This is a genomic window from Streptomyces asoensis (genome assembly GCF_016860545.1).
In the GTDB taxonomy this organism is placed as follows: domain Bacteria; phylum Actinomycetota; class Actinomycetes; order Streptomycetales; family Streptomycetaceae; genus Streptomyces; species Streptomyces asoensis.
In genome coordinates this window covers 756,372-780,398 of sequence record NZ_BNEB01000003.1, presented here as the reverse complement: position 1 = coordinate 780,398, position 24,027 = coordinate 756,372, and the positions used below count along the sequence as shown (strand labels likewise).

Annotated in this window: 24 protein-coding genes, 1 tRNA gene and 1 riboswitch; of the genes, 16 read left to right on the top strand and 9 right to left on the bottom strand. The window is 68.0% G+C overall.

What is annotated here, in order from left to right; all coding sequences use genetic code 11:
* Positions 1–2: 2 nt before the first annotated feature.
* On the bottom strand, positions 3–938 hold the full coding sequence (locus Saso_RS16180) for a hypothetical protein (protein ID WP_189920921.1): 936 nt from the start codon (positions 936–938) through the stop codon (positions 3–5).
* Positions 939–1,171: 233 nt separating this feature from the next.
* Here Saso_RS16180 and Saso_RS16175 point away from each other — a divergent pair, with 233 nt between their 5' ends.
* A complete protein-coding gene (locus Saso_RS16175; protein WP_189920920.1) occupies positions 1,172–1,351 on the top strand; it encodes a hypothetical protein in 180 nt (59 codons plus the stop codon).
* A gap of 364 nt (positions 1,352–1,715) precedes the next feature.
* A riboswitch (cyclic di-AMP (ydaO/yuaA leader) is annotated at positions 1,716–1,891 on the top strand.
* Positions 1,892–1,899: 8 nt separating this feature from the next.
* Positions 1,900–2,202: a hypothetical protein gene (locus tag Saso_RS16170; protein WP_189920918.1), complete on the top strand. Its 303-nt coding sequence runs from the start codon at positions 1,900–1,902 to the stop codon at positions 2,200–2,202.
* Positions 2,203–2,318: 116 nt separating this feature from the next.
* Here the strand turns inward: Saso_RS16170 and Saso_RS16165 are convergent, their stop codons facing one another.
* The gene (locus Saso_RS16165) at positions 2,319–3,005 is read right to left on the bottom strand and encodes a hypothetical protein (RefSeq protein ID WP_189920916.1); all 687 of its coding nucleotides are present in this window, start codon (positions 3,003–3,005) and stop codon (positions 2,319–2,321) included.
* Between the two features lie 1,170 nt (positions 3,006–4,175).
* Between Saso_RS16165 and Saso_RS16160 the strand changes: the two genes are divergently transcribed.
* Positions 4,176–4,709: an NUDIX hydrolase gene (locus tag Saso_RS16160; RefSeq protein WP_189920914.1), complete on the top strand. Its 534-nt coding sequence runs from the start codon at positions 4,176–4,178 to the stop codon at positions 4,707–4,709.
* On the opposite strand, the gene Saso_RS16155 is transcribed toward Saso_RS16160, so the two are convergent.
* Positions 4,687–6,027 (bottom strand): helix-turn-helix domain-containing protein, encoded by a 1,341-nt coding sequence (locus Saso_RS16155; protein WP_189920912.1) that lies wholly within the window; start codon positions 6,025–6,027, stop codon positions 4,687–4,689. The two genes, Saso_RS16160 and Saso_RS16155, sit on opposite strands and share 23 nt — an antisense overlap.
* A 114-nt stretch (positions 6,028–6,141) precedes the next feature.
* Between Saso_RS16155 and Saso_RS16150 the strand changes: the two genes are divergently transcribed.
* The 3 genes from Saso_RS16150 to Saso_RS16140 all read left to right on the top strand — a co-directional run bounded on the left by Saso_RS16150 (position 6,142) and on the right by Saso_RS16140 (position 7,940).
* On the top strand, positions 6,142–6,384 hold the full coding sequence (locus tag Saso_RS16150; protein ID WP_189920911.1) for a hypothetical protein: 243 nt from the start codon (positions 6,142–6,144) through the stop codon (positions 6,382–6,384).
* A 206-nt stretch (positions 6,385–6,590) separates the two neighbouring features.
* The gene (locus Saso_RS16145) at positions 6,591–7,034 is read left to right on the top strand and encodes a glycine-rich domain-containing protein (RefSeq protein WP_189920909.1); all 444 of its coding nucleotides are present in this window, start codon (positions 6,591–6,593) and stop codon (positions 7,032–7,034) included.
* A 69-nt stretch (positions 7,035–7,103) separates the two neighbouring features.
* Positions 7,104–7,940 carry a protein kinase domain-containing protein gene (locus Saso_RS16140; RefSeq protein WP_189920907.1) on the top strand — a complete coding sequence of 279 codons (837 nt, stop codon included), beginning with the start codon at positions 7,104–7,106 and terminating at the stop codon, positions 7,938–7,940.
* 859 nt (positions 7,941–8,799) lie between these two features.
* Here the strand turns inward: Saso_RS16140 and Saso_RS16135 are convergent.
* Positions 8,800–9,291, bottom strand: coding sequence for a GntR family transcriptional regulator (locus tag Saso_RS16135; RefSeq protein WP_189920905.1), 492 nt, complete (start codon positions 9,289–9,291; stop codon positions 8,800–8,802).
* A 171-nt stretch (positions 9,292–9,462) separates the two neighbouring features.
* On the opposite strand from Saso_RS16135, the gene Saso_RS16130 reads away from it, so the two are divergent.
* The 7 genes from Saso_RS16130 to Saso_RS16100 all read left to right on the top strand — a co-directional run bounded on the left by Saso_RS16130 (position 9,463) and on the right by Saso_RS16100 (position 15,201).
* Positions 9,463–9,813, top strand: coding sequence for an SCO3933 family regulatory protein (locus Saso_RS16130; protein ID WP_189920904.1), 351 nt, complete (start codon positions 9,463–9,465; stop codon positions 9,811–9,813).
* Complete coding sequence (locus tag Saso_RS16125) at positions 9,810–10,022, top strand: hypothetical protein (protein WP_189920903.1); 213 nt, start codon at positions 9,810–9,812, stop codon at positions 10,020–10,022. Before Saso_RS16130 ends, Saso_RS16125 begins: the two co-directional genes overlap by 4 nt.
* Positions 10,019–11,425 (top strand): FtsK/SpoIIIE domain-containing protein, encoded by a 1,407-nt coding sequence (locus Saso_RS16120; RefSeq protein WP_189920902.1) that lies wholly within the window; start codon positions 10,019–10,021, stop codon positions 11,423–11,425. Before Saso_RS16125 ends, Saso_RS16120 begins: the two co-directional genes overlap by 4 nt.
* A gap of 56 nt (positions 11,426–11,481) precedes the next feature.
* Positions 11,482–12,180 (top strand): DUF2637 domain-containing protein, encoded by a 699-nt coding sequence (locus Saso_RS16115; RefSeq protein WP_189920901.1) that lies wholly within the window; start codon positions 11,482–11,484, stop codon positions 12,178–12,180.
* Between the two features lie 151 nt (positions 12,181–12,331).
* Positions 12,332–13,795 (top strand): replication initiator, encoded by a 1,464-nt coding sequence (locus Saso_RS16110; protein WP_189920900.1) that lies wholly within the window; start codon positions 12,332–12,334, stop codon positions 13,793–13,795.
* A gap of 60 nt (positions 13,796–13,855) precedes the next feature.
* Positions 13,856–14,038, top strand: a complete 183-nt coding sequence (locus Saso_RS16105) for a helix-turn-helix domain-containing protein (protein ID WP_189920899.1) — start codon at positions 13,856–13,858, stop codon at positions 14,036–14,038.
* Positions 14,038–15,201 carry a tyrosine-type recombinase/integrase gene (locus Saso_RS16100; protein WP_189920897.1) on the top strand — a complete coding sequence of 388 codons (1,164 nt, stop codon included), beginning with the start codon at positions 14,038–14,040 and terminating at the stop codon, positions 15,199–15,201. Before Saso_RS16105 ends, Saso_RS16100 begins: the two co-directional genes overlap by 1 nt.
* 91 nt (positions 15,202–15,292) lie before the next feature.
* Here the strand turns inward: Saso_RS16100 and Saso_RS16095 are convergent.
* The 3 genes from Saso_RS16095 to Saso_RS16085 form a co-directional block, all read right to left on the bottom strand.
* Positions 15,293–15,365 (bottom strand) — tRNA-Arg (locus Saso_RS16095).
* A gap of 63 nt (positions 15,366–15,428) precedes the next feature.
* The gene (locus Saso_RS16090; RefSeq protein WP_189920895.1) at positions 15,429–17,060 is read right to left on the bottom strand and encodes an IclR family transcriptional regulator domain-containing protein; all 1,632 of its coding nucleotides are present in this window, start codon (positions 17,058–17,060) and stop codon (positions 15,429–15,431) included.
* Between the two features lie 230 nt (positions 17,061–17,290).
* Positions 17,291–18,616 carry a M6 family metalloprotease domain-containing protein gene (locus tag Saso_RS16085; protein ID WP_189920894.1) on the bottom strand — a complete coding sequence of 442 codons (1,326 nt, stop codon included), beginning with the start codon at positions 18,614–18,616 and terminating at the stop codon, positions 17,291–17,293.
* Between the two features lie 504 nt (positions 18,617–19,120).
* On the opposite strand from Saso_RS16085, the gene Saso_RS16080 reads away from it, so the two are divergent.
* A complete protein-coding gene (locus tag Saso_RS16080) occupies positions 19,121–19,771 on the top strand; it encodes a TetR/AcrR family transcriptional regulator (RefSeq protein WP_189920893.1) in 651 nt (216 codons plus the stop codon).
* Positions 19,772–20,097: 326 nt separating this feature from the next.
* Positions 20,098–21,636, top strand: a complete 1,539-nt coding sequence (locus Saso_RS16075; RefSeq protein ID WP_189920892.1) for an MFS transporter — start codon at positions 20,098–20,100, stop codon at positions 21,634–21,636.
* A 48-nt stretch (positions 21,637–21,684) separates the two neighbouring features.
* Here the strand turns inward: Saso_RS16075 and Saso_RS16070 are convergent, their stop codons facing one another.
* On the bottom strand, positions 21,685–22,194 hold the full coding sequence (locus tag Saso_RS16070; RefSeq protein ID WP_189920891.1) for a MarR family winged helix-turn-helix transcriptional regulator: 510 nt from the start codon (positions 22,192–22,194) through the stop codon (positions 21,685–21,687).
* A 231-nt stretch (positions 22,195–22,425) separates the two neighbouring features.
* On the opposite strand from Saso_RS16070, the gene Saso_RS16065 reads away from it, so the two are divergent.
* On the top strand, positions 22,426–23,235 hold the full coding sequence (locus tag Saso_RS16065; protein WP_229901216.1) for a dioxygenase family protein: 810 nt from the start codon (positions 22,426–22,428) through the stop codon (positions 23,233–23,235).
* A gap of 101 nt (positions 23,236–23,336) precedes the next feature.
* Here the strand turns inward: Saso_RS16065 and Saso_RS16060 are convergent, their stop codons facing one another.
* Positions 23,337–23,876: a GNAT family N-acetyltransferase gene (locus Saso_RS16060; protein ID WP_189920890.1), complete on the bottom strand. Its 540-nt coding sequence runs from the start codon at positions 23,874–23,876 to the stop codon at positions 23,337–23,339.
* Positions 23,877–24,027: the final 151 nt, after the last annotated feature.

Below are 24,027 nucleotides of genomic sequence, written 5' to 3'. Positions count from 1 at the left end.
CTCTAGCCAGCCTCCTCAAAATCAAGCGGACAGAGTTGCAGCCATTCGACAACTGCCATGTAGGCGATACTTTCAGCATTGCTGCGGGCGATTCCAGGGACTACTTGTTCGACTCGCTCTCGAACCTCATCTACTACCCCTCCTAGTACCTTGTGGGGCAAATCGCCCGGACCGTACGCCAAGAGGAGCCCTCTCTCGACACTTTCGATGCAATCCAAAATCTGTTGATGCACCTCGGGGATGGATTCCAGATAGCGATCAAGAAGGCCTTCACCGGCAAGGTGGCTCCCCAAGAGATTTCCCCGAAAAGTTGCGCGTTTCTCGGCGTTCACCAGTTGGGGAATCTTGGCAAGCTTCTCGTCCATTTTTGAGATGAGAGGGCTATTTACGAGACGAAAGTCAATGCCGTCGGCGCTCTGCCGTGGCACGGTCGCCGGGATTCTGACAGGTGCTGGAAGTACGGGGCCGCGATTTAGGATCTCGGCAGATTCCTTATAGTCGGCAAGTTCATGGACATCTACAATGAAATCTGCTGTCACGTAAGGGAGGTTCGCCGCACGCACTAGAGCTGCCTTATCTGCGCAATGCTGGACCGCTCTATAAGATTCGTGCCGTGGCGTAAAAAGAATCCAGCTTCTGATTTTCACACTGCGCAACAAGCGAATCAGCTCGTCCTTGTTGCCGATGAATTTCTTAATGTCGGCGGTAATCTTGTTTCGGTGATTTTCATAGAGTGCGCGGGGTGCAAGGTCCGGATTCTCCGGACAGTAGCATTGATAGACGATTCCGCTGCGTGTGAAGCATTCGATTCCGAGATCCCCGCCATCCTGGTCTGGGACCTTGAAGACGTTGTCTGCGCCGTATTGTTGGCGAAGAAGTCTGATGGACCACTCTTGCCATGAGTCCGGATCCCAGATCCAGCCAGTTACCCCAGTCACGGAACAGATCATAGAGAGCGCCGCGCCTGTGCGCGATGGGTCTGTCACAGAAAGCTAGGTCTCCTGCCGTGCGCAGTGGTGATGGGCGGGGCCGTGGGGTCGGCCGGCGGAGGGAGCCGTCGACTCTGTATCCCACTGAAGGCCAACGGCGGCCAGTTCGCACGAGCTCTGCGGGCCGCAGCGCCCCGATACCGCGCGGTCTGTGCCCCGAGCACTGGGAAGCCGCCCGTCAGTTGCGGGACAACCACTACGACTTCCGCAACCCCTCCGAGTGGCCCGGCGGAAGTCACATCCTCGACTCCCGGACCACCCACGACGAGCGGGAGGCCGAGTGGGACCGGAAGAACCTGGCGCAGATGGCGTTCGCCGTGTCCCTGCGCCGTCGGCAGTGCGCGGGGGCGCGCACCCCCTGACGTCCGTCGTACGCCCGGAGCCCCCTCCCGGAAGCCCGTCAGACGTCGATCTGCCTGACACAGGTAACAACTCCTGGACCCCGGAGTCCGCCCTCTGGCGATCTGTCTGTGGCACGACGTCCCGAAGGTGTCTACGCGCATCTACCAGGTACTTCCCCGATATTGAGCTGACGCATCGTCAACACCGTTATGACCTGCGGTTATTAGTCATACTGGCGCGGCACTGAGTGTCAGTCGTGAGTAACCCCACAAACGCCCGGTTCCGTTGGGATTTTCGGACATCGGTGAGCCAAGATCTCCCTCACGACAAGCCCCCGCCGCAGACTCGGTGGGGCCATCCGGGCGGAGCGCCGAATCCTGCCGCCGCGTACGGATGCCCAGTCGATGATCAAAGGGAACGGCAGGAGCGGGGGACCCAGGTAGGTGCCGACAGCTCACAGTCGGCTAGGGGTGAAGCCGCATCTCTCCCAGGGGTGCGGCCGGGCAACTCAACCGGCCCGAATCCGACAGCTCACCTCGTAGGCGCGCTAAAGAAGGATCGGTTGCAAATGAATGCGGCGCACAGCAGCCCGCAGGTTCCGGTACCGAGCGTTGGTAACGGTGGCGGTAGCGGTAGCAGCTCCGGCGGTAGCAGCGGCCACAACGGAGACGACGGCGGCAAGAAGCTCCGGAAGTACGAGATCTGGATCATTCTGCTGACTGGGGGTTTCGTCGGCTTCGTGGCCGGGACCCTCAAGCGGATGATGGATCACGTTTCGTACTTCGAGGCCATCGCCACCGGGGTCGTGGTGGGGTTCGCCCTTCCCGGCTTCATCATCATGATCATCAGGTTCATCCGGAACCAGTCCTGACCTAGCAGCACAGGTGCACCCGAAGGTCGTCCTCCACCCTTAAGGGTCGACTAGGGCAACGACACGGAGACCCCGTGCGAGGCACAAGCAGACAGCGGAAGGCCCTGACATACCAGTCAGGGCCTTTCCTGCGTTTTGGGCTCAGCCCTGCTGCTGCCCGTCGGGGGAGAAGGATGGACGGGCAACCTGTCGCGCATTTGTTTCTCCAGAAGAGTCAGGTTGCTACGGACGTATTCATGCCTCTGAAGAACCCTGTGCAAGCGGACCGCCCTGCTGGTCACCTCCCGGCCGTTGGTGAGCGTGACGCGGAGCCTGATCATCCCGAAGGCCTCTGGTGACCACACATCCAGCGAGTCGCGTGAGTCGGGTAGCAGCGAGTCGTTCACGACCCAACGTGCCCCTCCATAGGGCTCGATGCGCATCTTGTCTGCCCCGTCCAGCCAGACCACCCCGGTCCGAAGGGCTCTCGCTCCGCCTGGTCGAGACACGAACTTCCGAAGGAGGATCTTCCCGGGGAAGAGGGCCAGTCTCACCAGACGCGGTGGGATCCAAGGGGTGACTTCAACCTTCTCCACCTCGATCGCTGCTGCCCCTGTGTTAGCCACGTGCACATGCCAGGACACCCGCATCCTGGAGGGATCTGTTGCCCCCTCCTTTGGGAGGAGTCCATACGGAGCGAACTGGACCTTGACCTTCAGCCGCGGTCCGCCCCTCCGGTAGGTAGCCATGGAGGTCAACCAGTTCGCCAACGTGAAACTGGCACTGGCGACAGAGATGCACATGGCGATGACCGGAAGCGACATGGGCCAAGGATGCCCAACCGCACTCTCGCAGCACGCGACTTGAGGAACATCAGCGGTTCCCGTCCACGCCTCCCCTACCAGGATCACCGTGATTTCCCCGAGCGCTTCAAGCCGAGGCGAGATGTTGAAAGGACGTAACGAGGCGCACCACAAGCGCACCAGATCAGGCGGGGAACAGCGGGGAAGCGACACGGCAGAGGGAGGCCCGCACCCCTACCGTCCGCCCGGGTCGGCCCCTATGAGCAACAAATGCTCGCAGCATCCCAGGCTGAGGGCCTTCTGAGGCGCACAGCTCCGATCGGCGCCCCGGTCTGACAGGTGGTTACGCGTACTGCTGCACGGGGTCTGCTGGCCCACCCCAAGTCACGGCAGGGGCACACTGATCGCCTCTGGCTGCCCCTCCCAGACAACCCATACCTCGCCCGGCAAAGGGTTGCCGAACGTAGGAGCCATTAAGAACTGCAGGGACTCGCCGGGGCGCACCGTGGCGTTCTCGGGCATGTTGCGAACGATGGGCGTCGCTCTATTGCGATCAACATGAACGCCTGTTGCCGTGGCCGTACCCACATTCCGCAGCAAGTAGGAGTGCTTCCCCCGCCGCTCCAAGTTCCAACGGACTGCGCCAGGTCCGCCCGACATGGCAGGCGTAGGGGGTGCCTCTGTGAGGCCACGCTCAGCCAACAGGCGCAGAGCCTCAGCGAGGCTGTCCTCAACGGCAACTGCCCTCCGCTGAGCTGCTTCGACCTGCTCTTGGCTCGCAATGTTTGCCTCGTCCGCGATACGCGCCTGCCTGCGTGACTGGACATATGTCGCCACTGAGATACCAAGGGTGATCAGAACGCCCACCCATGTAGCGATGTCTCCAGCTTCCATGCCGGCACACTACTTTCCCCGAGCCTGCTTCGTACCCAGCGCTGAGATTCATCCGAAGCACTGGCTGCGAGTGCCGATCGCCCCGTCCCGACTGAGCCAGCCGTGGCCTATCCATGGACTCGTCCCGCCTCCCTTTCCACGTGGAAGGTTGTGGCCTGCTGCGTTGCTCATGACCCATGCAGCCTCCGGAGCCGTGTGCACGGCGGCTTCTCGTCAAGCTGACATGAAAGAGGTGAACTTGCGTCCGCCTTCGGATCGGTCTGAGATCCTGGAGTCCGATCGAGAGGGGCCGCAGGTATGGAGTGGAAGACCCACGGTGAGCGACAGATCTACACCAACCCTTGGGTGAATCTGTGTCTGGTCGACGTCCAGCAGCCTGACGGGCGCAGGTGGGAGTATCACGTCGTTCGCCTGCGGCACCTGGCCGTGGCCGCCGTCGTCAATGACCGCCAAGAGGTGCTGATGATGTGGCGGCACCGCTTCATCACGGACTCCTGGGCCTGGGAGTTGCCCATGGGCCTGGTCGAGGAGGGCGAGACTCCTGAGGAGGCGGCGGCCCGCGAAGTCCTGGAGGAGACGGGCTGGCGGCCTGGGCCCATCAAGCCCCTGATCTACGCCGAGCCGGCCAACGGCATCACGGACTCGCAGCACCACGTCTTTCGTGCGGACGGGGCAACTTACGAGGGTCCGCCCACGGAGAAGAACGAGTCTGACCGCATCGAGTGGATACCCCTCAGCGAGATACGGGGGATGATCGACCGCCGCGAGATCGTGAGTAGCGGATCCCTCGTCGGCCTCCTGTACCTGCTCATGGATGAAGCGATCCGCTGACTGTTGGCAGGAGCTCCCGTAGCCGTGACTCGAAGGCCAGGGCTACGGGCTCCTGCCTGTGTGGGGCCAACTGGTCGTAGAACTCCCTGAGGTGGCCCGACACCCGCTCCGAAGCCACCGCCGATGCGGGCTCCAGAGCTTGCGTGGCGGTGTGGCACGCCTGATCGAGCTTGCCTTGGTCCAGCTGCGTACGAGCCAGCCAGAACGCGTGAAACGCGCGGCCCCGCTGGTTGGTGTGGGCTTCCCGGCGCAAGGCGTCCGCGATCAACGGTTCAGCGGTCGCTGCTTCGCCCAGTCGGCCGTGGGCAATGCCCGTATCCACGATGAGCTTCGGCTCATCGAAGTAGGCCACCCACGACGGGTCCGGGTCGCTCGCCTGGATCTGCTCGAACTGGCGGTGCGCTTCCGTGATCGCCCGGTGAGTGGACGTCTTGCTGCCGAGCGTGGCATGGGCGAACGCTTCGCGCATGGACAGCATCGACAGAACGCGCGGGGTGGTGTCGCTGGCTGAGCGGGCCTGGTCCTGGGCGGCGGTCACGAGTGCCAGGGAGTCCGCGGGCTTGTCCTGGTAGGTCGCCTGCAAGCTCATGCAGGCGAGGACGTTGGCCATGAACTGGCGGTCGTCGATGGCCTTCGCGAGTTGCAGTGCCTCGGTGAAGTAGGCGCGCGCCTGGTTGTACTGGCGGGCGTCGAAGTAGGTCCAGCCGGTGAGGCGTGCGAGCTCGGCCGCGATTCCGTACAGGCCGTTCTGGATGGCCGGCGGTCGGCTTTCCTTCAGAAGTCCGACCACATACCGGAGCTGTCCGACGACGGCCGGCCTGAGAGCTTCCCCGCCGTGTTGGTCGTCTCGTCGCCAGTAGTCCTCGATAGATGACCGGAAGGCTGCAAGTGTGGCTGCGCTGAGGTTGGTTCGCGTGGTCAGCGCAAGGATGCTGTCCACGTCGGGGCCCGGAAGCGACGCGGGAGGCTGCTGTTCCGGCCCCGCCACCTGGGGTGCCTCGCGCTCGGTGACGACGAGAGCCTGAGGTGTCTCCCACGTGCGCCGGGCGAGCCCGAGCATGTGCCCTGGAATGCGTAGGCCGTCGGCGATGCGCTCGACAACGTCCATGTGGAGCAACTGGCGACGGCCTGCAATGACTTCACCAACACGGCTGGGCGTCAGCTCGCATCGCCTGGCGATCATCGACGGGTAGATGCCCGCTCTGGTCTTCACCAGCCGGAAGACTCTGCCGAAGTCCCGTACCCGGCACGCATTGATCATCTCGGGATCGGTGAGCAGCCGGGCAGGGAGCTCCTGTGGCCGGTCGGCGTCGGGCATTGGGCAAGCTCCCACACTGCGAGGGCTACGCAACGTCGCGGATTCTCTACTTGTCGCGATGTTACCCAAGTTGGGTAATCAGCCTGACCTTTTGGCGGTGGTGCCCGGCTCGCGATGCTCGTGTGCATGGCGAGCAATCAGCAGACCAGACCAGACATCGGTGAACTGGCGAAAGACAGTGTCACCGGGCATATCGGTGTCGTCATGGGTGAGATCGGTGGCCGAGTGCAGATGCGGCCGGTCCGTGGCGGCAAGGAGTGGGATGCCCTGCCCAGCAATGTGGTGGCACCCAGTGCGCGGGAAGAGCTGAGCGCACGTCTGGCCGCGCGGAACGGCAACAGTCAGGTCCCGCTGTGAAGCGCGTCATCGGCTTATGTGCCGGGGCCTTGTTCTTCCTCGGCGCCAGCCAGTAGACCGGCCGCCCCGAACGGGTGCCGATTTCCCGGCTCCCCGACCCGTTCGGGGCCGGCCTTCAAGCCCGCTTCCCGATCGTCCGCGCGCCAAGCTCGGCGATCAGGGCGGGATGTAAGCGCCACGCACCACCTCACCTCAGGAGATGGCACATGACGGCAACGGCGAGCGACCAGAAGACCGGTCGCGCGGTGGCTGGTGAAGAGCTGTTCGAGAGCCTCGCCCGCTTCGTGGTGGTCCACGACGGGCAGTCCCCCGAGCGCGCTGAACGGATCGCGGACCAGGCGGTCGCGTTCCTCGTCGCGGCGGCCACGGCCACCGTGCCCATGGTTCCGTCGGACGACGTGGACCTCGGGCTGCACGCGCTCATCCTGCACACGAAGGAGTACGCCGAGCTGTGCGCACAGCACGCGGGCCGCTTCCTGCACCACAACCCGAAGCCGGGTGGAGGAGCGCGCGACCCGGAGAAGGTCGCCACCTCGGCGCGCGCCATGAAGGCGGCCGGGTTCGTGGTCTTCGATGACCTGTGGACCGTGGACGGAACGAACCTCGCACAGTGCGATTCGGACTGCGGCCGACCGTACGGTCAGGCGTAACCCTCGACACAGTGACGCGGCCGGCCTCGCCTCGAGGTCGGCCGCGCTCGCTCGGAAGGAGAACAGACCTTGTCCGGCCCAACCCCTGAACTGCCGATCGTGGTGCTCGACGCGCTCATGCCCACGACTCAGCGCCTGGTCATCAACCGCCGGGGCTCCACGGTCTGGGAGGTGCAGAGCCACCGGGGCCACTTCGCCGTGAAGCTGGGCTATCCGATCGAGGCAACGGCCGAGTGGCCTGCCCAGCCTTGGACCGCGCTCGCGCCTGCACGCGAGGGTGCCGTCCTGCATCGCCTCGGCCTCGACGAGATCGCGTACGGCGAATGGGAACACGGCACGTGGAACTTCCAGCCGTGGCACGACGGGCCGGATCTCCACAAGCTGTGGGAGCCGTGCCGCAAGCAGGGCTCGTCCATCAAAGCGAGCACCAGCGTGGCGCTGGGATGCGTCGAAGCCCTGGCCGATCTCCACGTGAGGGGCTGGGCACACGGCGACGTGCAACCCGCCCACTTCATCGTCGGCCCGGAACGAACGCACCTCATCGACCTCGCCCTTGCCCGGGGCGGCCAGGTACCCCAGGGGTACGACTTCCCGTTCCGCGGCTGCCTCGTCCACTACGAGGCTCCGGAGATCGCCCGCAGCGTGCTGGACACCGGAGAAGCGGAGCCGACGCAGGAAGCCGACATCTACGCGCTCGGGGCGTCGCTGCTCGTCTCCGCCACGGGCTGGCGGGCGGTCGAGTACCCGGACGACGCTCCGCGCCCCGTGCAGCGAGAGGCGGTGGCCAACGGTCGGCGTCGGCCCGTGAAGGTGCCCGGTGAGCTGGGCGACCTGGTCGAAGCGATGCTCAGCCATGCGCCGGGGGACCGGCCCACCATCTACGAGGTGGGCAAAGCCCTGATCTGACCCGAACCCCAACCGACCCGTCTCGCGCCACCCTCGCGGGGACGACAACAGCAAAAGACCGGACCACCCCTCAGCCTCGACAGCATTCCGGGTGGTCCGGTCGCGGAAGCCCTGATCAGGACCCCGGTGCCGATGGTACCGGGGCGGTCGGCGTGCTCGGATCCGGGTGCGACTACAACCTCCGTCGGCTGTCACTGAGTTACAGAGGAGAGCGGTTGAAGGCCAGTAATGGGAAGCGCAGTTCTGGCCTGCGCCCCCGAAAGTCAGCCACGGCGGCGAGTGCGCCGAACGAGCACCCGTCACGTGTGTCTCCAGCAACCCCGTTCCGGTATCAGCCACGTCTCCCGCTTTCGAAACGGCGGCCATCTGGACGGCGGGGGCGTGCTTGCTCGGGCTCGGCCTGGTCCTGGTGCTCGGGCTGGGCGAGTCGCTTCCTGGCCTGGCTGTCTGGCTTGGCGGTGCTGCGCGCTGAGTGGCCGGGGGCCGGCGCAGCGGTGGCGGAGACAGGGAGCGGCGGCGGCCCGTGGCCGCCAGCGCGCGCGGACCGCCGTAGGCGGGCCGCCTTGATCCAGTAAAGAAACTCTGAACAGCACCGCAGCGCAGTAGTCGATCAACCTGAGAGAGAAGCGGATGCCGTGGGCAAGTCCCGGCGGTTCGAGCAAGTGCGGCACGGAACGGCGGCGCGGCAGCAAGCAGGGAGCGATGACCGAGCACATACCGGACAACGAAATGGGGTCGACCAGCATTCACGTCGGGGACACGGATCAGGTAGTCGCGCTGATCGAGGAGATGCGGGCCATGGTCGTCCGCCTCAGCAGGGAGACCGGGGAGTTGCGAGAGGAAGTGGCCCAGATCAGGACTACGGCTTCGGCTGCTGAGCCGTCTTCAGCTCCTCGACCTCACGTCGCAGTTCCTGATGATCAGCGCTGAGAACACGGATCTCGTCACGTAGTGCGGTGAGTACTTCAGCCAGGGTGGTCCCGGCGTCTTCGGCCGCTTCGGCGGCGTCGGGCCCGCCCTCACCCTGCCCTGCCCTGCCTGGCTTCTCGTCCTGGTTCGCCAGGTACCAAGCTGGAGCGGTGTAGTTCGCCGAGGGCTCCCCGCCGGCGCTGTGGTCCGCGACGAAGCTGCCGCGTCCATGGATCGTGTAGATCAAGCCCTCGTCGCGCAGCACATTGAGTGCGGACCTCGCGGTCATGTTGGCCACGCCGAAGCGTTCTTGCAGCTCGCGAATGGACGGCATCTGCTCGCCCGGCTTGATCCGCCCCTGCAAGATGTCGCGCCGAAGCTCGTCGGCAGCGTGCTGATACGGCGGCCGACGGTCCTGCTTGCTCTCTGGCGCGGGGCTCATGGCCCAAGAGTAGCGATTTCTAGCACCCCTAGCACACCCCACTGACGTAGGTGGCCTATGTCAGCTGATACCTAGCTCACCCGATTCACTTGACACTGCTAGGTCAGCTATGTTCAATGGTGATCACGCCCCACCGCTCTGGTGGAGCGCAACCGAAAGGAATCAACTCCCATGGCACGCATCCGTGTTGGCCTGCTCCCCACCTCGTCGTTCATGGTCGGCACCCTGCCGGTGCCGAAGTACGCGGACCAGGAGAAGACGCAGTTCGCCACCGACCGTGAGACCGGCGCGAAGCTCTACACGATCACCCTCTTCTTCATGGAGGAGGACCGTGCCGAAGCTCTGAAGATCACCGTTCCGGAGACCGGACTGCCCAACGGCCTCCGACCGGGTGTCCCGGTCATGCCGGTGGAACTGTTCGCCACCCCGTGGGCGCGGATCTTCAACGGCTCGCTCTCGGACGGCATCGCCTACCGCGCGGCTCGCCTGGACCTGACGACCCCGGCCGCTGAGGCGGCGTGAGCGTCACCACCTCCCGGTCCGGCGCTGAGCGCAGCTACCCGCTGCCTCACGCCGGGCCGGATGCCCGGTTCACCGAATCACTCGTGAACTCGGTGGCGGCCGTGCTCGTCGGCTACGGCTATCCCGGCCTCGACGCGTCGGCGGATCGGGCAGCCCTCAAATCGGCCCTGGCGGCCTTCCTCTACAACCCGTTGGAGAGCCACACATGAAGGACTCGAACGTCCCGACGGAAGGGATCTTCGGTCAAGTCCCGCTCGTCGTCGCCCTGCCGCTCGCCGTGCTCGTCGGATGGGCGGTCTGGTGGGTCGTCCGCTACGTTCGCGCCGATGCCATGACCCAGCAGTCCATACGGCAGGCCGTACGCGTGCGTTGGGGCTGGAAGCGGCTCGCACCAATGCTCAAGCTGTCGGCCACGGACAAAACCCCGACCGCCCTGGCGTCTCTGGCGAACACGAACGGCAAGCCCATCAAGCCGCGCGTCCTCATCCCCTCCCTGAAGGTGAAGCACGACGCGTACGGAGTGATCGCGCGGGCACAGTGCCTGCCTGGTGTTGGACTCCAGCAGTTCCAGAAAGCGGGCCCGCACCTCGCGGACGCCTGGCGGTGCACACGAGTGGCGGTCACCCAGGACAAGCCTGGGCAGGTCCTCATCCGGGGTGTGCGACTGGATCCGCTGAAGTTCCCCACCGAGCACCACCCCACGGGTGAGCCACCGGAGGAGACAGCCCGGTGGGATCTGGGCCTGGACGAGTACGCGCAGCCCGTCTCGGTGAACCTCACGCAGGTACCCGGCGTCACCGTGGCCGGCCTCCCCGGCTTCGGCAAGACCAGCCTGATCAACCGGCTTCTCTCCGACTGGGCACCATCGCCCGCGGTACAGTTCGCCTGCGCGGACGGCAAGGTGTCGGCTGCGTACGAAGGCGACTACGCCGACTGGGTCCAACGCATGTTCGCCTTCGTGGGCGATGACCTGGAAGAGGCCAACAAGCTGTTCCGGCACCTGGTGGCGCTCCGCCGCGCCCGGTCGGCTTCGGTGCGCCAGATGCTCGGGGTGAAGTCGATGTGGGACGTCGGCCCGTCCGAGCATTGGCCCCTGGTCGTGCTGATCGTCGACGAAGCCCACACCTACTTCCGCGACCACAAGGGCAGCGACCAGCAGACGAAGAAGCTGGCCGCGCTCGCCGCCGAGAACGCCCGGCTCGTGGAAGACCTGGTGAAGAAGGGCCGGTCCGTGGGACTGCTCGTCATCCTCACCACTCAGAAGTCCACCGGTGACGCGATCCCCACCTTCATCCGCGACGTGTGCCCCGTCGGCCTGAGCTTCGCCCAGAAGACTGCCGAAGCCGCCGTGGCCGCACTCGGTGACGAGATCCGGGAATGGCCGGACGCCAACCCGATCAACCTCCAGGACCCCACCTACGTCGGCGTCGCGTCGATGAACCACCAGTCGCAACCCGGCTTCACCCGCATCCGCACGCCCTACGTGCCCGACACGGAAGCGGCTCGCGTCGCCGAACAGACGGCGCACCTCACCGCCGACCCCTCCGTCCTCCTGGAAGCCTTCCTCGGCCTTCGCCTGACGGACGTGGACCTCACCAAGCTCGACGCCTGAGCAGCCTGCCCCCCCGCTCGCGCGTTCCCGACACCCAGGAGAGGAGGTGAACACCCATGACAGAGGACCGGATCACTCAGCGCACCATCACCGCCGTCATGATCGTCATCGCCGCACTGGCGTTCGTCTTCTCCTTCGGCAACGTCTGGTCCCTCGCCCTGCGCCTCGGCGTCCCCGACCCGATCGCCCCGCTCATCGCCCCGATGGTGGACCTGTCCGTGGTCGGCCTACTGGTCGCGCTCCGCTACCTCTCCCTGCGTGGCTTGCCCGCAGACCAGATGACGGCTGCCACCCACCTCATGCACTTCTCCGGACTGCTGACCCTCGCCCTTAACGTCGCAGAACCGATCGTCGCCGGACACTACGGCCGCGCCGCCGTCGACGCGGTGGCCCCGCTGCTCCTCCTCGGCTGGGGCTCCGTCGGCCCGCAGCTCCTGCGTGCCTTCCACACCGTTGCGCGCCCCGCCGTACCGGCTCCCGTGCCGGACGAGATCCACCCGCAGCCCGAGACGGCAACTGAGGCCTCCCGCCCTGCGGCGCCCTTCACCCCTCTGGCCCCGGCCCCGATCGCTCCTCAGATCGCCCCGGCTCCCACTGCGCCCGTGGCCAAGATTCCTGAGCCGCTACTGACCGAAGCACGCTCCATCGCGACGTCCCACCGCACCGAGCACGGCGAACCGATCACAGCGGCCCAGCTCAAGACGCGACTCGGGATCGGCCTGCCCATGGCCACCGCGCTGCACGCCGCTCTGTAGGGCCACCCCTTGCGCCGGCTTCCCCGGCACTCCCCACCCCTGCCCGCCCCTGGGCCCGATCCGCCATGCCTGCGGGCAGCAGCCCGAGCGCACTGATCGCTGCTGCCCGCAGGTCCCCCACCCTCGTGCCAGAAGGGACACCCCGCCACTCATGCGCCGCCCCCTCGACCTGCGCCACGTCATCAGCCCCGGCCTGCGGGACCTGGTCGAACTGGCCAACACCGACGACTTCGACCGCGTCACCGAACAGGTCCGCGACCTTCGCGGCTGCACCAGTCCCGTCAACCTGCACGGCTGGACGGTCACCACCGACCAGACCACCCAGCAAGTCGTCCGCTCCTACCGCTCCGAGGACGAACCCTCCGGACGCCTCCTCACCACTTGCGGCAACCGCCGCGCCTCCCGCTGCCCCGCCTGCTCCCGCCTCTACGCGGCCGACACCTACCACCTGATCAAAGCCGGACTGTCCGGCGGCAAGAACGTCGCCGAAGCCGTTCGCGACCACCCACGTGCCTTCGTCACCCTCACCGCCCCGTCCTTCGGCCCCGTCCACAACCGCCCCACGACCAACGCGGGCAAGTCCCGCCCCTGCGCGTGCGGCGAGAGCCACCCCCAGGACGCTCCCGAACTCGGCACTCCACTCCGCCCGGCAAGCTACGACTACTCCGGAGCCGTGCTGTGGAACGCTCACGCCGGGGCCCTGTGGGCACGCTTCACCACCTACCTGCGCCGCGCCCTCGCCGAGCACCTCGGCATGACACAGAAGGCGCTCAACGCGGCCCTCCGCGTCTCCTTCGCCAAGGTCGCCGAATACCAGCAACGCGGCCTCGTCCACTTCCACGCGGTCGTCCGCTTCGACGGTCCCGACGGCCACACCACCTCGCCCCCAGCCTGGGCCACCTTCGATGCCCTCCGCGTCGCCGTCGGCCTGGCGGTAGAGCGCGCCCGGCTCACGGTCGAGTCGGACGCCGTCGGCGAACGCGTCATCCGGTGGGGCGACCGCTTCAAGGTGGATCAGATCTCCGCCCTCGGGGACGGCGAACTCACGGACGCCAAGGTCGCCGGATACGTGGCCAAGTACGCCACCAAGAACGCCGAAGGCGCGGGCACCGTGGACCGCACCCTCGTATGCCGCCCCTGCGCCGGACGCGGCCACGTACGAGGCCCTGACGGCTTCCGCGACCTCTGCGCCGACTGCGACGGCACCGGCCAAGCCGAATCCCTCGCCAGCCTCCCCGTTCAGCAGCATGCCCGGCAGATGATCCGCACCGCGTGGGCCCTCGGCCACCTCCCGGAGTTCGCCGACCTCAAGCTCTGGAAGTGGGCGCACATGCTCGGCTTCCGCGGCCACTTCTCCAGCAAGTCGCGCGCCTACTCGACCACCCTCGGCGCACTCCGCGACGTACGCCGGGCCTGGCGCACCGCCCAAGCCGAAGCTGCCCGCATTCGCGCCGGCCTCCCCGTGGACGACGAGAACACCACCCTCGTCACCGCCTCCTCGTGGACCTACCTCAGCAGCGGCTACCGCCCCGGCGAGGAACTCCTCGCCGCCCAGGTCCGCCACGACATCGCCCACACCCAACGCGCCAAACAGGAAGGGCTGCTGCCTGCATGACGACGGCCTGGCTCGCCGCATCACTCGAACCCGCCCCCGGGACGGAAGGACAACCCGCCCATGCCTGACGAAGAGCTGCTGACCGTCCCGGACGTCATGGCCCGGCTCAAGCTCGGCCGCTCCACGGTCTATGACCTGATCCGCTCCCGGCGTCTGCCCTCGCTCACCATCGGCCGGTGCCGTCGCATTCCGGCCCGTGCGGTCCGCGACTACATCACCAACGAACTGGAGGCGACGGCCTGATGGCCCAGCAACGCAAGCGGAACCCGAACGGCGCGGGCACCATCACCAAGCGCAAGGACGGCCGCTACCAGTGCGCGGTCTACGTGCTCCAGCCGGACGGTACGCGCGCCCGCAAGTTCGCCTACGGCAAGACGTGGGCCGAGTGCGACACCAAGCGCCGTGAGCTGCTCACCAAGGTCGACCAAGGCGTGCCCGTGCCCACCCGCTCGGCCAAGCTCTCCGACTGGCTGCCCTACTGGTTGGACAACATCGTCAAGCCTCGGCGGAAGCTCAGCACGTACGACAAGTACGAGGCGCACGTCAGGCTTTACCTCGTGCCCATGCTCGGCTCCAAGCGGCTCGAATCCCTCAGCGTCGCTGACGTCCGGCGCTTCCTGACCCAGCTGGAGAGCAAGACGACAGCGGCCACGGCCAAGGAGTCGCACCGGGTGCTGCGTACGGCCCTGTCCGCTGCCTGCCGGGAAGAACTGATAGCGCGGAACGTCGCGGGCCTCGTCGAACCGCCCCGGGCATCGTCGCGTGAGCTGAGTCCGTGGACGCTCGACGAGACGCTGGACTTCCTCGCCGCCTCCCGGAAGGACCCGTTGTACGCGGCGTTCGTGCTCGCCATTGCCATGGGGCTGCGCCGGGGTGAACTCGTCGGTCTGCGCTGGACTGACGTGGACCTGGAAAAGCGCGTCCTGTACGTCCGCCAGCAGACTCAGCGGCGGCGAGGGGTCCTCTATGACGACGACACCAAGAACCGCCGCAACCGCGCCCTTCCGCTCCCGGCCATGTGCATCGCTCCGCTGCGATGGCACCGGATGCGGCAGGCGGCTGCCAAGCAGCGCGCGGGGGAGTCGTGGGATGACGGTGGCTACGTCTTCGCCACCCGGAACGGCCGTCCGATCGAGCCGCGCAACATGTACCGCTCCTTCACCCGCGTCGCCGAGTCCGCCGGCCTCCGCGTGATCCGGCTGCACGACGCCCGGCACGGGTGCGCCACGCTGCTGACCGCTGCCGGGGTTGCTCCCCGCGTCGTGATGGAGATCCTCGGACACAGCCAGATCAGCATCACCATGGACGTGTACACGCACGTCGTCCAGGACACCCAGCGGGAGGCCATCAGCCACATGGATCGGCTGCTCAAGAGGCGGCCGGTCGTGAAAGACCGCCCTCGTTGATGTCAGAAGTGGATGTCACCCACCTAGGAACGTTCCTAGGTGGGTGACGAAGGCCAGCTAGGAGCATGCTCCTAGCTGGCCTTTTCCCTTGTGCCCCCGGCAGGATTCGAACCTGCGACACCCGCTTTAGGAGAGCGGTGCTCTATCCCCTGAGCTACGAAGGCGGGGTTGTGGCCCTGTGGGTCACAGGCGTCAGCGTACCGGATACGGGTTCGGGGGTGGGGAGGTCAGGTCAGGGGGACGTGGGTGAAGCGGGCCGCCGTGTGGAGGTCCGTCTCGATGTGGCCAGCGGTCGACAGCAGGGCCGGGAGGATGTCGTGGACGCACTCCTCGGCCGTGCGGCGGGCGACGTGGGTCGCCGCGCCGAGGGCGGCGATCACCCGGCCGTCCCGGTCGTGGACCGGCACGGCGATCATGCGTACGCCCTGCTCCGGTTCCCCGTCGGCCAGGGTGTAGGCGGGGGAGGAAGGCGGGCTTCCGTGGGGCGCCGGTGCGGCCAGGAGGAGGCGGCCCGTCGACGTCGAGCGGGCCGGCAGACGCGTGCCCACCGCGATGTCCACGCTCATCACGTGGTGCGCCGTCGCCCGGGCCGTGTACTGGATCTCGTCGCGCCGTTCGGTCAGGACCGCCAGGGACGTCGTCTCCTGGATCTCGTCCGCCAGGCCCGTCAGGCGGGGGGCCGCGATCCGGGGGAGGGACGTGCGGGAGAGGGGCGGGAAGCCGAGGGAGAGGACCCGCGGGGTGAGGGCGAACGTGCCGCGGTGGGGTGTGGGTGCCACCAGGCCCAGGTGCTCGTACGTGATCAACGCCCGGCGCGCCGTCGCCCTCGCCAGGCCCGTCGCCTTCGCGACCTCGGTGAGGGTCAGTTCCGCCCGGCCCTCGTCGAACGCCGACAGGACGGTCAGGCCCCGGGCGAGGGACTCGATGAACTCGCGTCCCAGTTCCAGCTTCGACGCGCCCGTCCAGGTCGCCAGCCCGGCGGGCGGCGGGCCCGGTTCGGGACGCGGCGCGCCGCGCAGGTCGTCCTCCATCGCCGCCACGGCCACCCGGAGGCGGGGCAACAGCGTCTCGCGCAGATCCGCCGAGGTGTGCCGGCTCGTGTGGCTGACGACGCTCGCCACGCACGTGATCCGGGCGGTACGGGGATCCCGTACGGGTACGGAGACCGCCACCAGGCCGGGTTCGATCAGCTGGTCGTCCACGGCGCAGTTCTCCACCGCGGCCCGGGCCGTCCTCGCCTCGAAGTCCTCGTCACCGCCCGCGCTCCCCGGGGGCGGCGGGACCGTCGGGAAGGCTCGGTTGCGGGGGTCCTCCGCCCTCCTGGTGCGCCAGGCCTGCCACACCTGCGGCGTCCACTCCGTCGCGAACAGCTGCCCCGGCGCGGTGCGTTCGGCCGGGAGCAGGTCGCCGATGCGGAAGCTCAGGGACATCGCGCGGCGCCTGGTGGCCTGGTGGATGAAGCGGATGCCGTCGCCGTCGGCCACGGCCAGGGAGACCGACTCGTCGAGCTCGTCGGCCAGGCGGTCCGCACGGGCGGACAGCAGCGCGGGCAGCCGCAGTGCGCCCAGGTAGGCGTTGCCCAGTTCCATGACGCGCGGGGTCAGGACCGCGTCCCGGCCGTCGAGACGGACGTATCCCATCCGGGCGAGCGTCGCGGTGATGCGGTCCACGGTGGAACGCGCCAGGCCGGTGGCCCGCTCGAGCCCGCTCGGGCTCATCGTGCCGCCCGCCTCGGTCAGTTGCCGCAGCACGGTGATCCCGCGGATCAGCGGAGTGACCGCCTCCGCCGGGGCCGGCCCCGGCCCCGGCCCCGGCCCCGGCACCGGTGACGGGGCGGATGCGGTCGTCTTCGCGGACATGGGTGCTCGACTCTCCGGTACGGCGGCGGAACTCTGGCAGTAGCCATAGTGGCGGGTGAACCGCGGTGCGGGTGCGGCGGTGCCCCGTGTGGGGCGGGTGGTGACGCCCATGGCCGGGTGCGGCGGGGCGGATCCCGTAGGCGGGCGGTCGTCTCACGGGCGGGCGGTCTCCCGTACGCACGCATCCACGCGCGTGTACGTGCGTGTCTCGCGGGCGGGCGGTCCCCGTACTAGCCCCGGGTCACCCGCACCCGGTAGTCCCCCGCCAGGTCCGCCGAGACCACCGAGATGCGGATGTCCCTCTTGGGGTCCTTGAACGTCTCGCCCGGTGCGAAGGGGGCGTCGGAGAGCTCCGCGTGGACGTTGGGGCTGCGCGTGCAGCCGCCGCTGTCGGTGCGGGAGTCGTAGACCGTCACCGGGCCCATGCCGGTGTCGACGTCGGCGTCCACCTTGTAGATGAGGACGCCCGGGCGGCACACCGTCTCGTCGTTGCCGCCGCGGGCGCGCAGTTCGACGGCGTACCCCGTGCGGTCGCTGATCGGGACGAAGACCAGCTTCGGGCCGGTCGGGCGGAACAGGGGGGTCAGGGGGTACTCCGTGGTCCCCTGCGAGGCCGCGCAGGCGATCTGGGAGGCGTCCAGCCAGCCCAGCTTCCACTTGTGCCAGCCGAGGAGATCGTTGTTGGCTCCCCAGTCCTCGCTCATGATGTCCCAGTGGCCGACCGCGCCCCCGCCCTCCTGCGTGTAGAGGTCGGGCAGGCCGAAGACGTGCCCGTTCTCGTGGGGCAGTACGCGGTAGCCGGTGTGGTCGTAGGAGCCGGAGCCGTCGTCCTGGCGGGAGTAGACGAAGGACGCGTTCGCCACCGTCACCCCGTCGGCGACCGGCGCCTCCGCGTTGCCGGCGAACGTCACCGACAGGACCGTGTCCAGCGCGGAGGGGCCCGCGTTCGGGGTGACCAGCACGTTGAGGAGGTCGTACGAGCGGAAGTCCACCGTGGGGTCCGCCGCGGCCACGATGTCCTGGACGAGTTCGCGGTACCCGGGGTCGAAGGGCGCGCCGCGCTCTATGCCGTACGCGCGGAACGGTTTCGGCATGCGCAGCCAGTGCGGGACCGGGGTCTCGGCGCGGTAGTCGAGCCGGCCGTACGACGCGGTGCGGAACCATTGCCGGGTCTGCGGGAGGAACTCCTGGTAGCGGGCGAGCGCGCTGCCCCGGCCGGGCGCGTCCGGGAAGTCGATCATCAGGGTGAGCGCGCGGACGGTGCCGGTGGAGCGGGCGTAGCCGCGCGCTGTGGGCAGGCCCTCGGACATCTGGACCGTCGTACGGCCGTTGATCATGCAGGGGGCGAGGGCGGAGGAACGGGCCAGGGAGGCCGGGCCGGCGCCGGCCGTCGTCGCGCCGGGGGCAGGGGTCAGGTCACCCGTGCCGGCCGATGTGCCCACGGTGAGCATCAGGGCGCTCACGCAGACGAAGGCGGCGACGCGGCGCGGGCGTATCCGACGGCGGGGCGACTCGCCTGCGCGGGCCGGCGCGGGGCGCAGGGGCTGCGGCTGCATGCAGGGCCTTTCGCTCCAGGCAGCCCCTGGTCACCGGCTGCGTCCTCCCGATCACCCTCCGACGAGGCGCACGCGGACGCGCGCTGGAGGAGACCGATCGTGGATTACCGGCCGGTACGTCGCCGTGGCGCCTTGCGCGCCCTTGCCCGGCGCCTTGCCCGGCGCCTTGCCCGGCGCCTTGCGCGCCCTTGCCCGGCGCCTTGCCCGGCGCCTTGCCCGGCGCCATGTGCGACGCGAGGTGTGACGCCATGTGCGGCGTCGTGTGCGGGCGCGTGTGCCGGCCCGCGTGGTGCCCCCGAGCGGCTTAAGTGCCTGGTCACGGGGTCGTGGTCGGCCGCCCGGCATATGTGGTCCAGGTCACATCGAAAAACTTCCGGGATCGGGAAATAACCGGGGACGCCTTCCCCGTTTAGCCATGTGTCCGAGCGAAACGGGGAGTCGATCCCCGGATCGTGAAAGTCCCGCAACACAACGAAGCGTCCAGGACGTCAGAAGGAGTGCGCCGTGCAGACCGCGACCGCCACCCCAGCCGTGCGCAAGGTGACCCGGCCCCGTGCCGACGCCCTGCGCAACCGGGAGCGGATCGTCGTCGCCGCCCGCGAGATGTTCGTCGAGTTCGGCCCGGATGTGCCGCTCGACGAGATCGCCCGCCGGGCCGGCGTCGGCAACGCCACGCTGTACCGCAACTTCCCCGACCGTGACGCGCTGGTCCGTGAGGTCGTCTTCTCCGTGCTCGACCGCACGGTCGAGCACGGACAGGCCGCCCTCGCCGAGACCGGTGACGCGTTCGGGGCGCTGGAGAGGTTCGTGCACGCCTCCGCCGACGAGCGGATCAGCGCACTGTGCCCGATGATCTCCAGCACCTTCGACGAGCACCACCCCGACCTCGAAGCCGCGCGTGAACGGGTCGAGCTGATCATCGAGGAGATCATGGACCGCGCCAAGGCGACCGGGCAGCTGAGGCCCGACGTGGGCGTGGGTGACGTGATGATCGCGGTGGCCCAGCTCAGCCGGCCCCCGGCCGGCACCGCCTGCCTGAACGCCGACCGGTTCGTCCACCGACACCTTCAGCTGTTCCTGGACGGGATGCGGGCTCCGGCCCCCTCCGTGCTGCCGGGTTCGGCTGTGACCATGGAGGATCTGCGCCAGGCCTGAGCGATCAGTTCGCACCACCGAAGCGGTATCACCACCGAAGCGGCATCACCACCGAAGCGGCATCACGACCGAAGCGGCACCACCGCTGAAGCAATGCCTCCCCAGCACCACCTCCCAGCAGCTGCCTCACCGAGGCGGCGACACCGCAGCAGTACGACGTGCGGCAGCGCGGCCCCCAGCGCGCACCGGCACGGCACCGCAGCACGGCATCCCGTCGTGTGAGCGCACAACGCCGCGGCACTTGAAGTGAAGCGACTCGTCGACGCGGACGAGCCGCCCCTTACCTCACCTTTTTTCCGTCACGAAGTCCCGAAGCGGGTATCTCCATGTCTGAAACAGCCCTGAAGGCCCCCGGTGTCCCGGGTGCCCCGGACGCCAACCGCTGGAAAGCGCTGGCCTTCATCGCCCTCGCCCAGCTGATGGTCGTCCTCGACGCGACCATCGTGAACATCGCGATGCCCTCCGCCCAGCTCGACCTGGGCATCTCCGACGGCAACCGGCAGTGGATCGTCACCGCCTACGCCCTCGCCTTCGGTGGTCTGCTGCTCTTCGGCGGCCGGATCGCCGACCTGTGGGGCCGTAAGCGCGCCTTCGTCGTCGGCCTCGGTGGCTTCGCCGCGGCCTCCGCGCTCGGCGGTGCCGCGGCCAACGAGGCGATGATGTTCGGCGCCCGCGCCCTCCAGGGTGCGTTCGGCGCCCTGCTCGCGCCCGCCGCGCTCTCCCTGCTCGCCGTGATGTTCACGGACGCCAAGGAGCGTGCCAAGGCGTTCGGCATCTACGGCGCGATCGCCGGTGGCGGCGGCGCCGTCGGCCTCATCCTCGGCGGCTTCCTCACCGAGTACCTGGACTGGCGCTGGACGTTCTTCGTGAACATCCCGTTCGCGATCATCGCGGCGGCCGGTGCCTACTTCGTCATCCGTGAGCCCGAGGGCGGCCGCAACCGTTCCCCCCTCGACATCCCGGGCGTCATCCTGTCCACCCTCGGTCTGGTCTCCCTGGTCTACGGCTTCACCCGCGCCGAGTCCGAGGGCTGGAGCGACTCCCTGACCGTCGGCATGTTCGTCGCGGCCGCCGTACTGCTGGCCGCCTTCGTCATCGTCGAGTCCAAGGTCAAGGCCCCGCTGCTGCCGCTGCGCGTGATCACCGAGCGCAACCGCGGCGGTGTCTACCTCTCCCTGGGCCTCGCGATCATCGCGATGTTCGGTCTGTTCCTCTTCCTGACCTACTACCTGCAGATCGTGAAGGGTTACACGCCGGTCAAGACCGGTTTCGCCTTCCTTCCGATGATCGCGGGCATGATCACCGGCTCCACCCAGATCGGTACCCGTCTGATGACCCGGGTTCCTCCGCGCCTGCTCATGGGCCCGGGCTTCCTGGTCGCCGCGGTCGGCATGCTGCTGCTGACCCAGCTTCAGATCGACACCTCGTACGCGGCCGTGCTGCTGCCGGGCATGCTGCTCCTCGGCCTCGGCATGGGTACGGCGTTCATGCCGGCCATGTCCATGGCCACGCTGGGTGTCGAGCCGCGGGACGCCGGTGTCGCCTCCGCGATGGTCAACACCTCGCAGCAGGTCGGCGGCGCGATCGGCACCGCCCTGCTGAACACCATCGCCGCCTCCGCGACGACGTCGTACATCAAGGACCACGTCGCCGGCGCCGCCTCCAAGCCCCAGCAGCAGCTGGTGCAGCTGGAGGGCATGGTGCACGGCTACACCAGCGCCATCTGGTTCGCCGTCGGCATCCTGGTCGCGGCCGCCGCGATCGCCCTGACCCTCATCAACGCCGGCAAGCCGGACATGGGCGCGGTCGCGGGCTCCGGGGCCGAGGAGGGCGAGGACGCAGCCGTCCCGGTCATGGTCCACTGACCCGGCCCCTGGCCGGACCCGCCTCGGGGGCAGGCGAATGACAGGGAACTAGCGGAGCCAGGGCAGGTCCGCACCCGCTTCCTCGGGCTGAAGTCCCTCGGCGACGATCTGCATGATCTCGCCGAGGGACTTCTGCTGTTCCGGGGTGAGCCGGTCGAACACCGCGTGGCGCACGACGGCGACATGGCCCGGCGCCGCGCGCTCGAGCACCTCCAGGCCCTGGTCCGTCAGTACGGCGAACTGGCCGCGCTTGTCCGAGTCGCACTCCTCGCGGCGCACCCAGCCGTTCTTCTCCAGCCGCGCGATGGCGTGGGAGAGGCGGGAACGGGTGATCTTCGCGTACTTGGCCAGCTCGGTCATCCGCAGACGCCGGTGGGCGGAGTCGGCGAGCTTGACCAGGAGGCCGTAGTAGACGTGCGGCATGCCGGCTTCCCGCTGGAGCTGGCGGTCCATGTGATCCTCGAGGAGGGTCGTGGCGTGCACGTAGGAGCGCCAGATGCGCTGCTCCTCGTCGGTGAGCCATCGGGGCTCGTCAGCGGAAGTGGATGCCTTCGTCATGTACTCCACTGTAGACGCCTTCTCCTTGAAATTTAAACCAGTTAGGAATATGCTGCCTGATGGTGACGTTTTAGATTTCAAGCAACCAGCGCCAAGCGTCCGGGCGATCAACGGCAATCGACACGAAGCGCCCGTTGCCCGAGTGCCCAGGCGCCCGAGCAGCCGAAGACGTCGAGCGGTCGAAGCGTCCGCAGTCGGTCAGGGGCCGAGGTCCCGGAAGGAGCAGTCGTCATGTCCGTCGCACCCCAGGAACGCGCTCTGCCTAAGGAGCGCATGCCCGCGCTCTACCTCAGCCACGGCGCTCCGCCCCTCGCGGACGACCCGATCTGGCCCGGCGAGCTCGCCGCCTGGTCCGCCGACCTGCCCCGCCCCAAGGCGATCCTGATGGTCTCCGCCCACTGGGAGGAGGCTCCCCTGGCCCTCGGCGCCGTGGACCCGGTACCCCTCGTCTACGACTTCTGGGGGTTCCCCGAGCACTACTACCAGGTGAAGTACGACGCCCCCGGCGCACCGGAGCTCGCCGAGAGCGTGCGCAAGCTGCTGCGCGCCCCCGGTGTCCCCGTACAGGACATCCCCGACCGCGGCCTCGACCACGGCGCCTACGTACCGCTCGTCGAGATGTTCCCGGCCGCCGACATCCCGGTGCTCCAGATCTCCATGCCCACCCTCGACCCGGTGAAGCTGATGGACATCGGCCGCAAGCTGGCGCCGCTGCGCGACGAGGGTGTCCTGATCGTCGGCTCCGGCTTCTTCACCCACAACCTGGCCGCGCTGCGGCACACGGGTGGGGGAGTGCCCACCTGGTCCTCGGAGTTCGACGACTGGGGACGGCGCGCGCTGGAGGCCCGCGACTGGGACGGCCTGCTGGACTTCCTCCACAAGGCCCCGGCCGGACGGTACGCCCACCCGCGCACCGAGCACTTCGCCCCGCTCTTCGTGACCATGGGCGCGGCGGAGATGTCCGGCGAGCTGGACGCGCAGAAGTCGGTGATCGACGGCTTCTGGCTGGGAATGGCCAAGCGGTCGGTCCAGTTCGGCTGACGTGACCTGAGCTCGGTCGACCTCGGCTGACCTTGGCTGACCTCGGCTGACCCGGTCGACGGGTCGGCGCCGCCGGCCTGGCCGCCCCGCCGGATGTGGTGTCAGAGTTCCTTCTCGTACCAGGCCACGTCCCAGTAGCGGCCGAACGTGCGGCCCACCTCGCGGTACGTGCCGACGTGCCGGAAACCGAAGCGTTCGTGCAGTCGCGCGGACGCTTCGTCGGGCTGTGCGATCACCGCGTACGCGCGGTGCAGATCCTCCCCGGACAGCGCCTCGAAGAGCGCCTCGTGCAGAAGCGTGCCGATGCCGCGCCGGCCGGCGTGCGGGGCGACGTACACCGTCACTTCCACGGAGGTGGAGTAGGCCGCCTTCGGCCGGTAAGGGCTGGATGTGGCGTAACCCAGGATTTCCTGTGAGGCCCCTGGAATGTCCTGTGAGTCCGCTTCCGTGGCAACCATCAGGCGGTACGGCCCGTCTTCAGGGTGGGAGAGCAACCAAGGGCGTCGCTCTTCCGCAGTGAAGGCCACGGTGTCGAATGTGATGGGCGTCTCACGTACGTAATGGTTGCAGAGGCTCGTGAGGGCCTCCAGATCACTCCCGACTCCGGGTCTGACCTGCACCTCTGTACGGTCCGACGGCATCACGTCTCCTCGCGTGGTCGCACAGGGTACTGCAAGATCATAAAAATCGGGGTGCGGGTTGGGAATTCTGTCCTGATTCCAGTCGTTGTTTCCAACGGATGCAGGGCACCCGAGGAGAGTGCCGAAAGTGCCGAGCGTCCACAGGGCAACC

Coding starts and splice junctions, on each gene's coding strand:
- Saso_RS16170 (WP_189920918.1), top strand. CDS start 1,900: ATGAATGCGGCGCACAGCAGCCCGCAGGTTCCGGTACCGAGCGTTGGT.
- Saso_RS16165 (WP_189920916.1), bottom strand. CDS start 3,005: ATGTCGCTTCCGGTCATCGCCATGTGCATCTCTGTCGCCAGTGCCAGT.
- Saso_RS16160 (WP_189920914.1), top strand. CDS start 4,176: ATGGAGTGGAAGACCCACGGTGAGCGACAGATCTACACCAACCCTTGG.
- Saso_RS16155 (WP_189920912.1), bottom strand. CDS start 6,027: ATGCCCGACGCCGACCGGCCACAGGAGCTCCCTGCCCGGCTGCTCACC.
- Saso_RS16150 (WP_189920911.1), top strand. CDS start 6,142: ATGCTCGTGTGCATGGCGAGCAATCAGCAGACCAGACCAGACATCGGT.
- Saso_RS16145 (WP_189920909.1), top strand. CDS start 6,591: ATGACGGCAACGGCGAGCGACCAGAAGACCGGTCGCGCGGTGGCTGGT.
- Saso_RS16135 (WP_189920905.1), bottom strand. CDS start 9,291: ATGAGCCCCGCGCCAGAGAGCAAGCAGGACCGTCGGCCGCCGTATCAG.
- Saso_RS16130 (WP_189920904.1), top strand. CDS start 9,463: ATGGCACGCATCCGTGTTGGCCTGCTCCCCACCTCGTCGTTCATGGTC.
- Saso_RS16120 (WP_189920902.1), top strand. CDS start 10,019: ATGAAGGACTCGAACGTCCCGACGGAAGGGATCTTCGGTCAAGTCCCG.
- Saso_RS16115 (WP_189920901.1), top strand. CDS start 11,482: ATGACAGAGGACCGGATCACTCAGCGCACCATCACCGCCGTCATGATC.
- Saso_RS16110 (WP_189920900.1), top strand. CDS start 12,332: ATGCGCCGCCCCCTCGACCTGCGCCACGTCATCAGCCCCGGCCTGCGG.
- Saso_RS16105 (WP_189920899.1), top strand. CDS start 13,856: ATGCCTGACGAAGAGCTGCTGACCGTCCCGGACGTCATGGCCCGGCTC.
- Saso_RS16100 (WP_189920897.1), top strand. CDS start 14,038: ATGGCCCAGCAACGCAAGCGGAACCCGAACGGCGCGGGCACCATCACC.
- Saso_RS16090 (WP_189920895.1), bottom strand. CDS start 17,060: ATGTCCGCGAAGACGACCGCATCCGCCCCGTCACCGGTGCCGGGGCCG.
- Saso_RS16085 (WP_189920894.1), bottom strand. CDS start 18,616: ATGCAGCCGCAGCCCCTGCGCCCCGCGCCGGCCCGCGCAGGCGAGTCG.
- Saso_RS16075 (WP_189920892.1), top strand. CDS start 20,098: ATGTCTGAAACAGCCCTGAAGGCCCCCGGTGTCCCGGGTGCCCCGGAC.
- Saso_RS16070 (WP_189920891.1), bottom strand. CDS start 22,194: ATGACGAAGGCATCCACTTCCGCTGACGAGCCCCGATGGCTCACCGAC.
- Saso_RS16065 (WP_229901216.1), top strand. CDS start 22,426: ATGTCCGTCGCACCCCAGGAACGCGCTCTGCCTAAGGAGCGCATGCCC.
- Saso_RS16060 (WP_189920890.1), bottom strand. CDS start 23,876: ATGCCGTCGGACCGTACAGAGGTGCAGGTCAGACCCGGAGTCGGGAGT.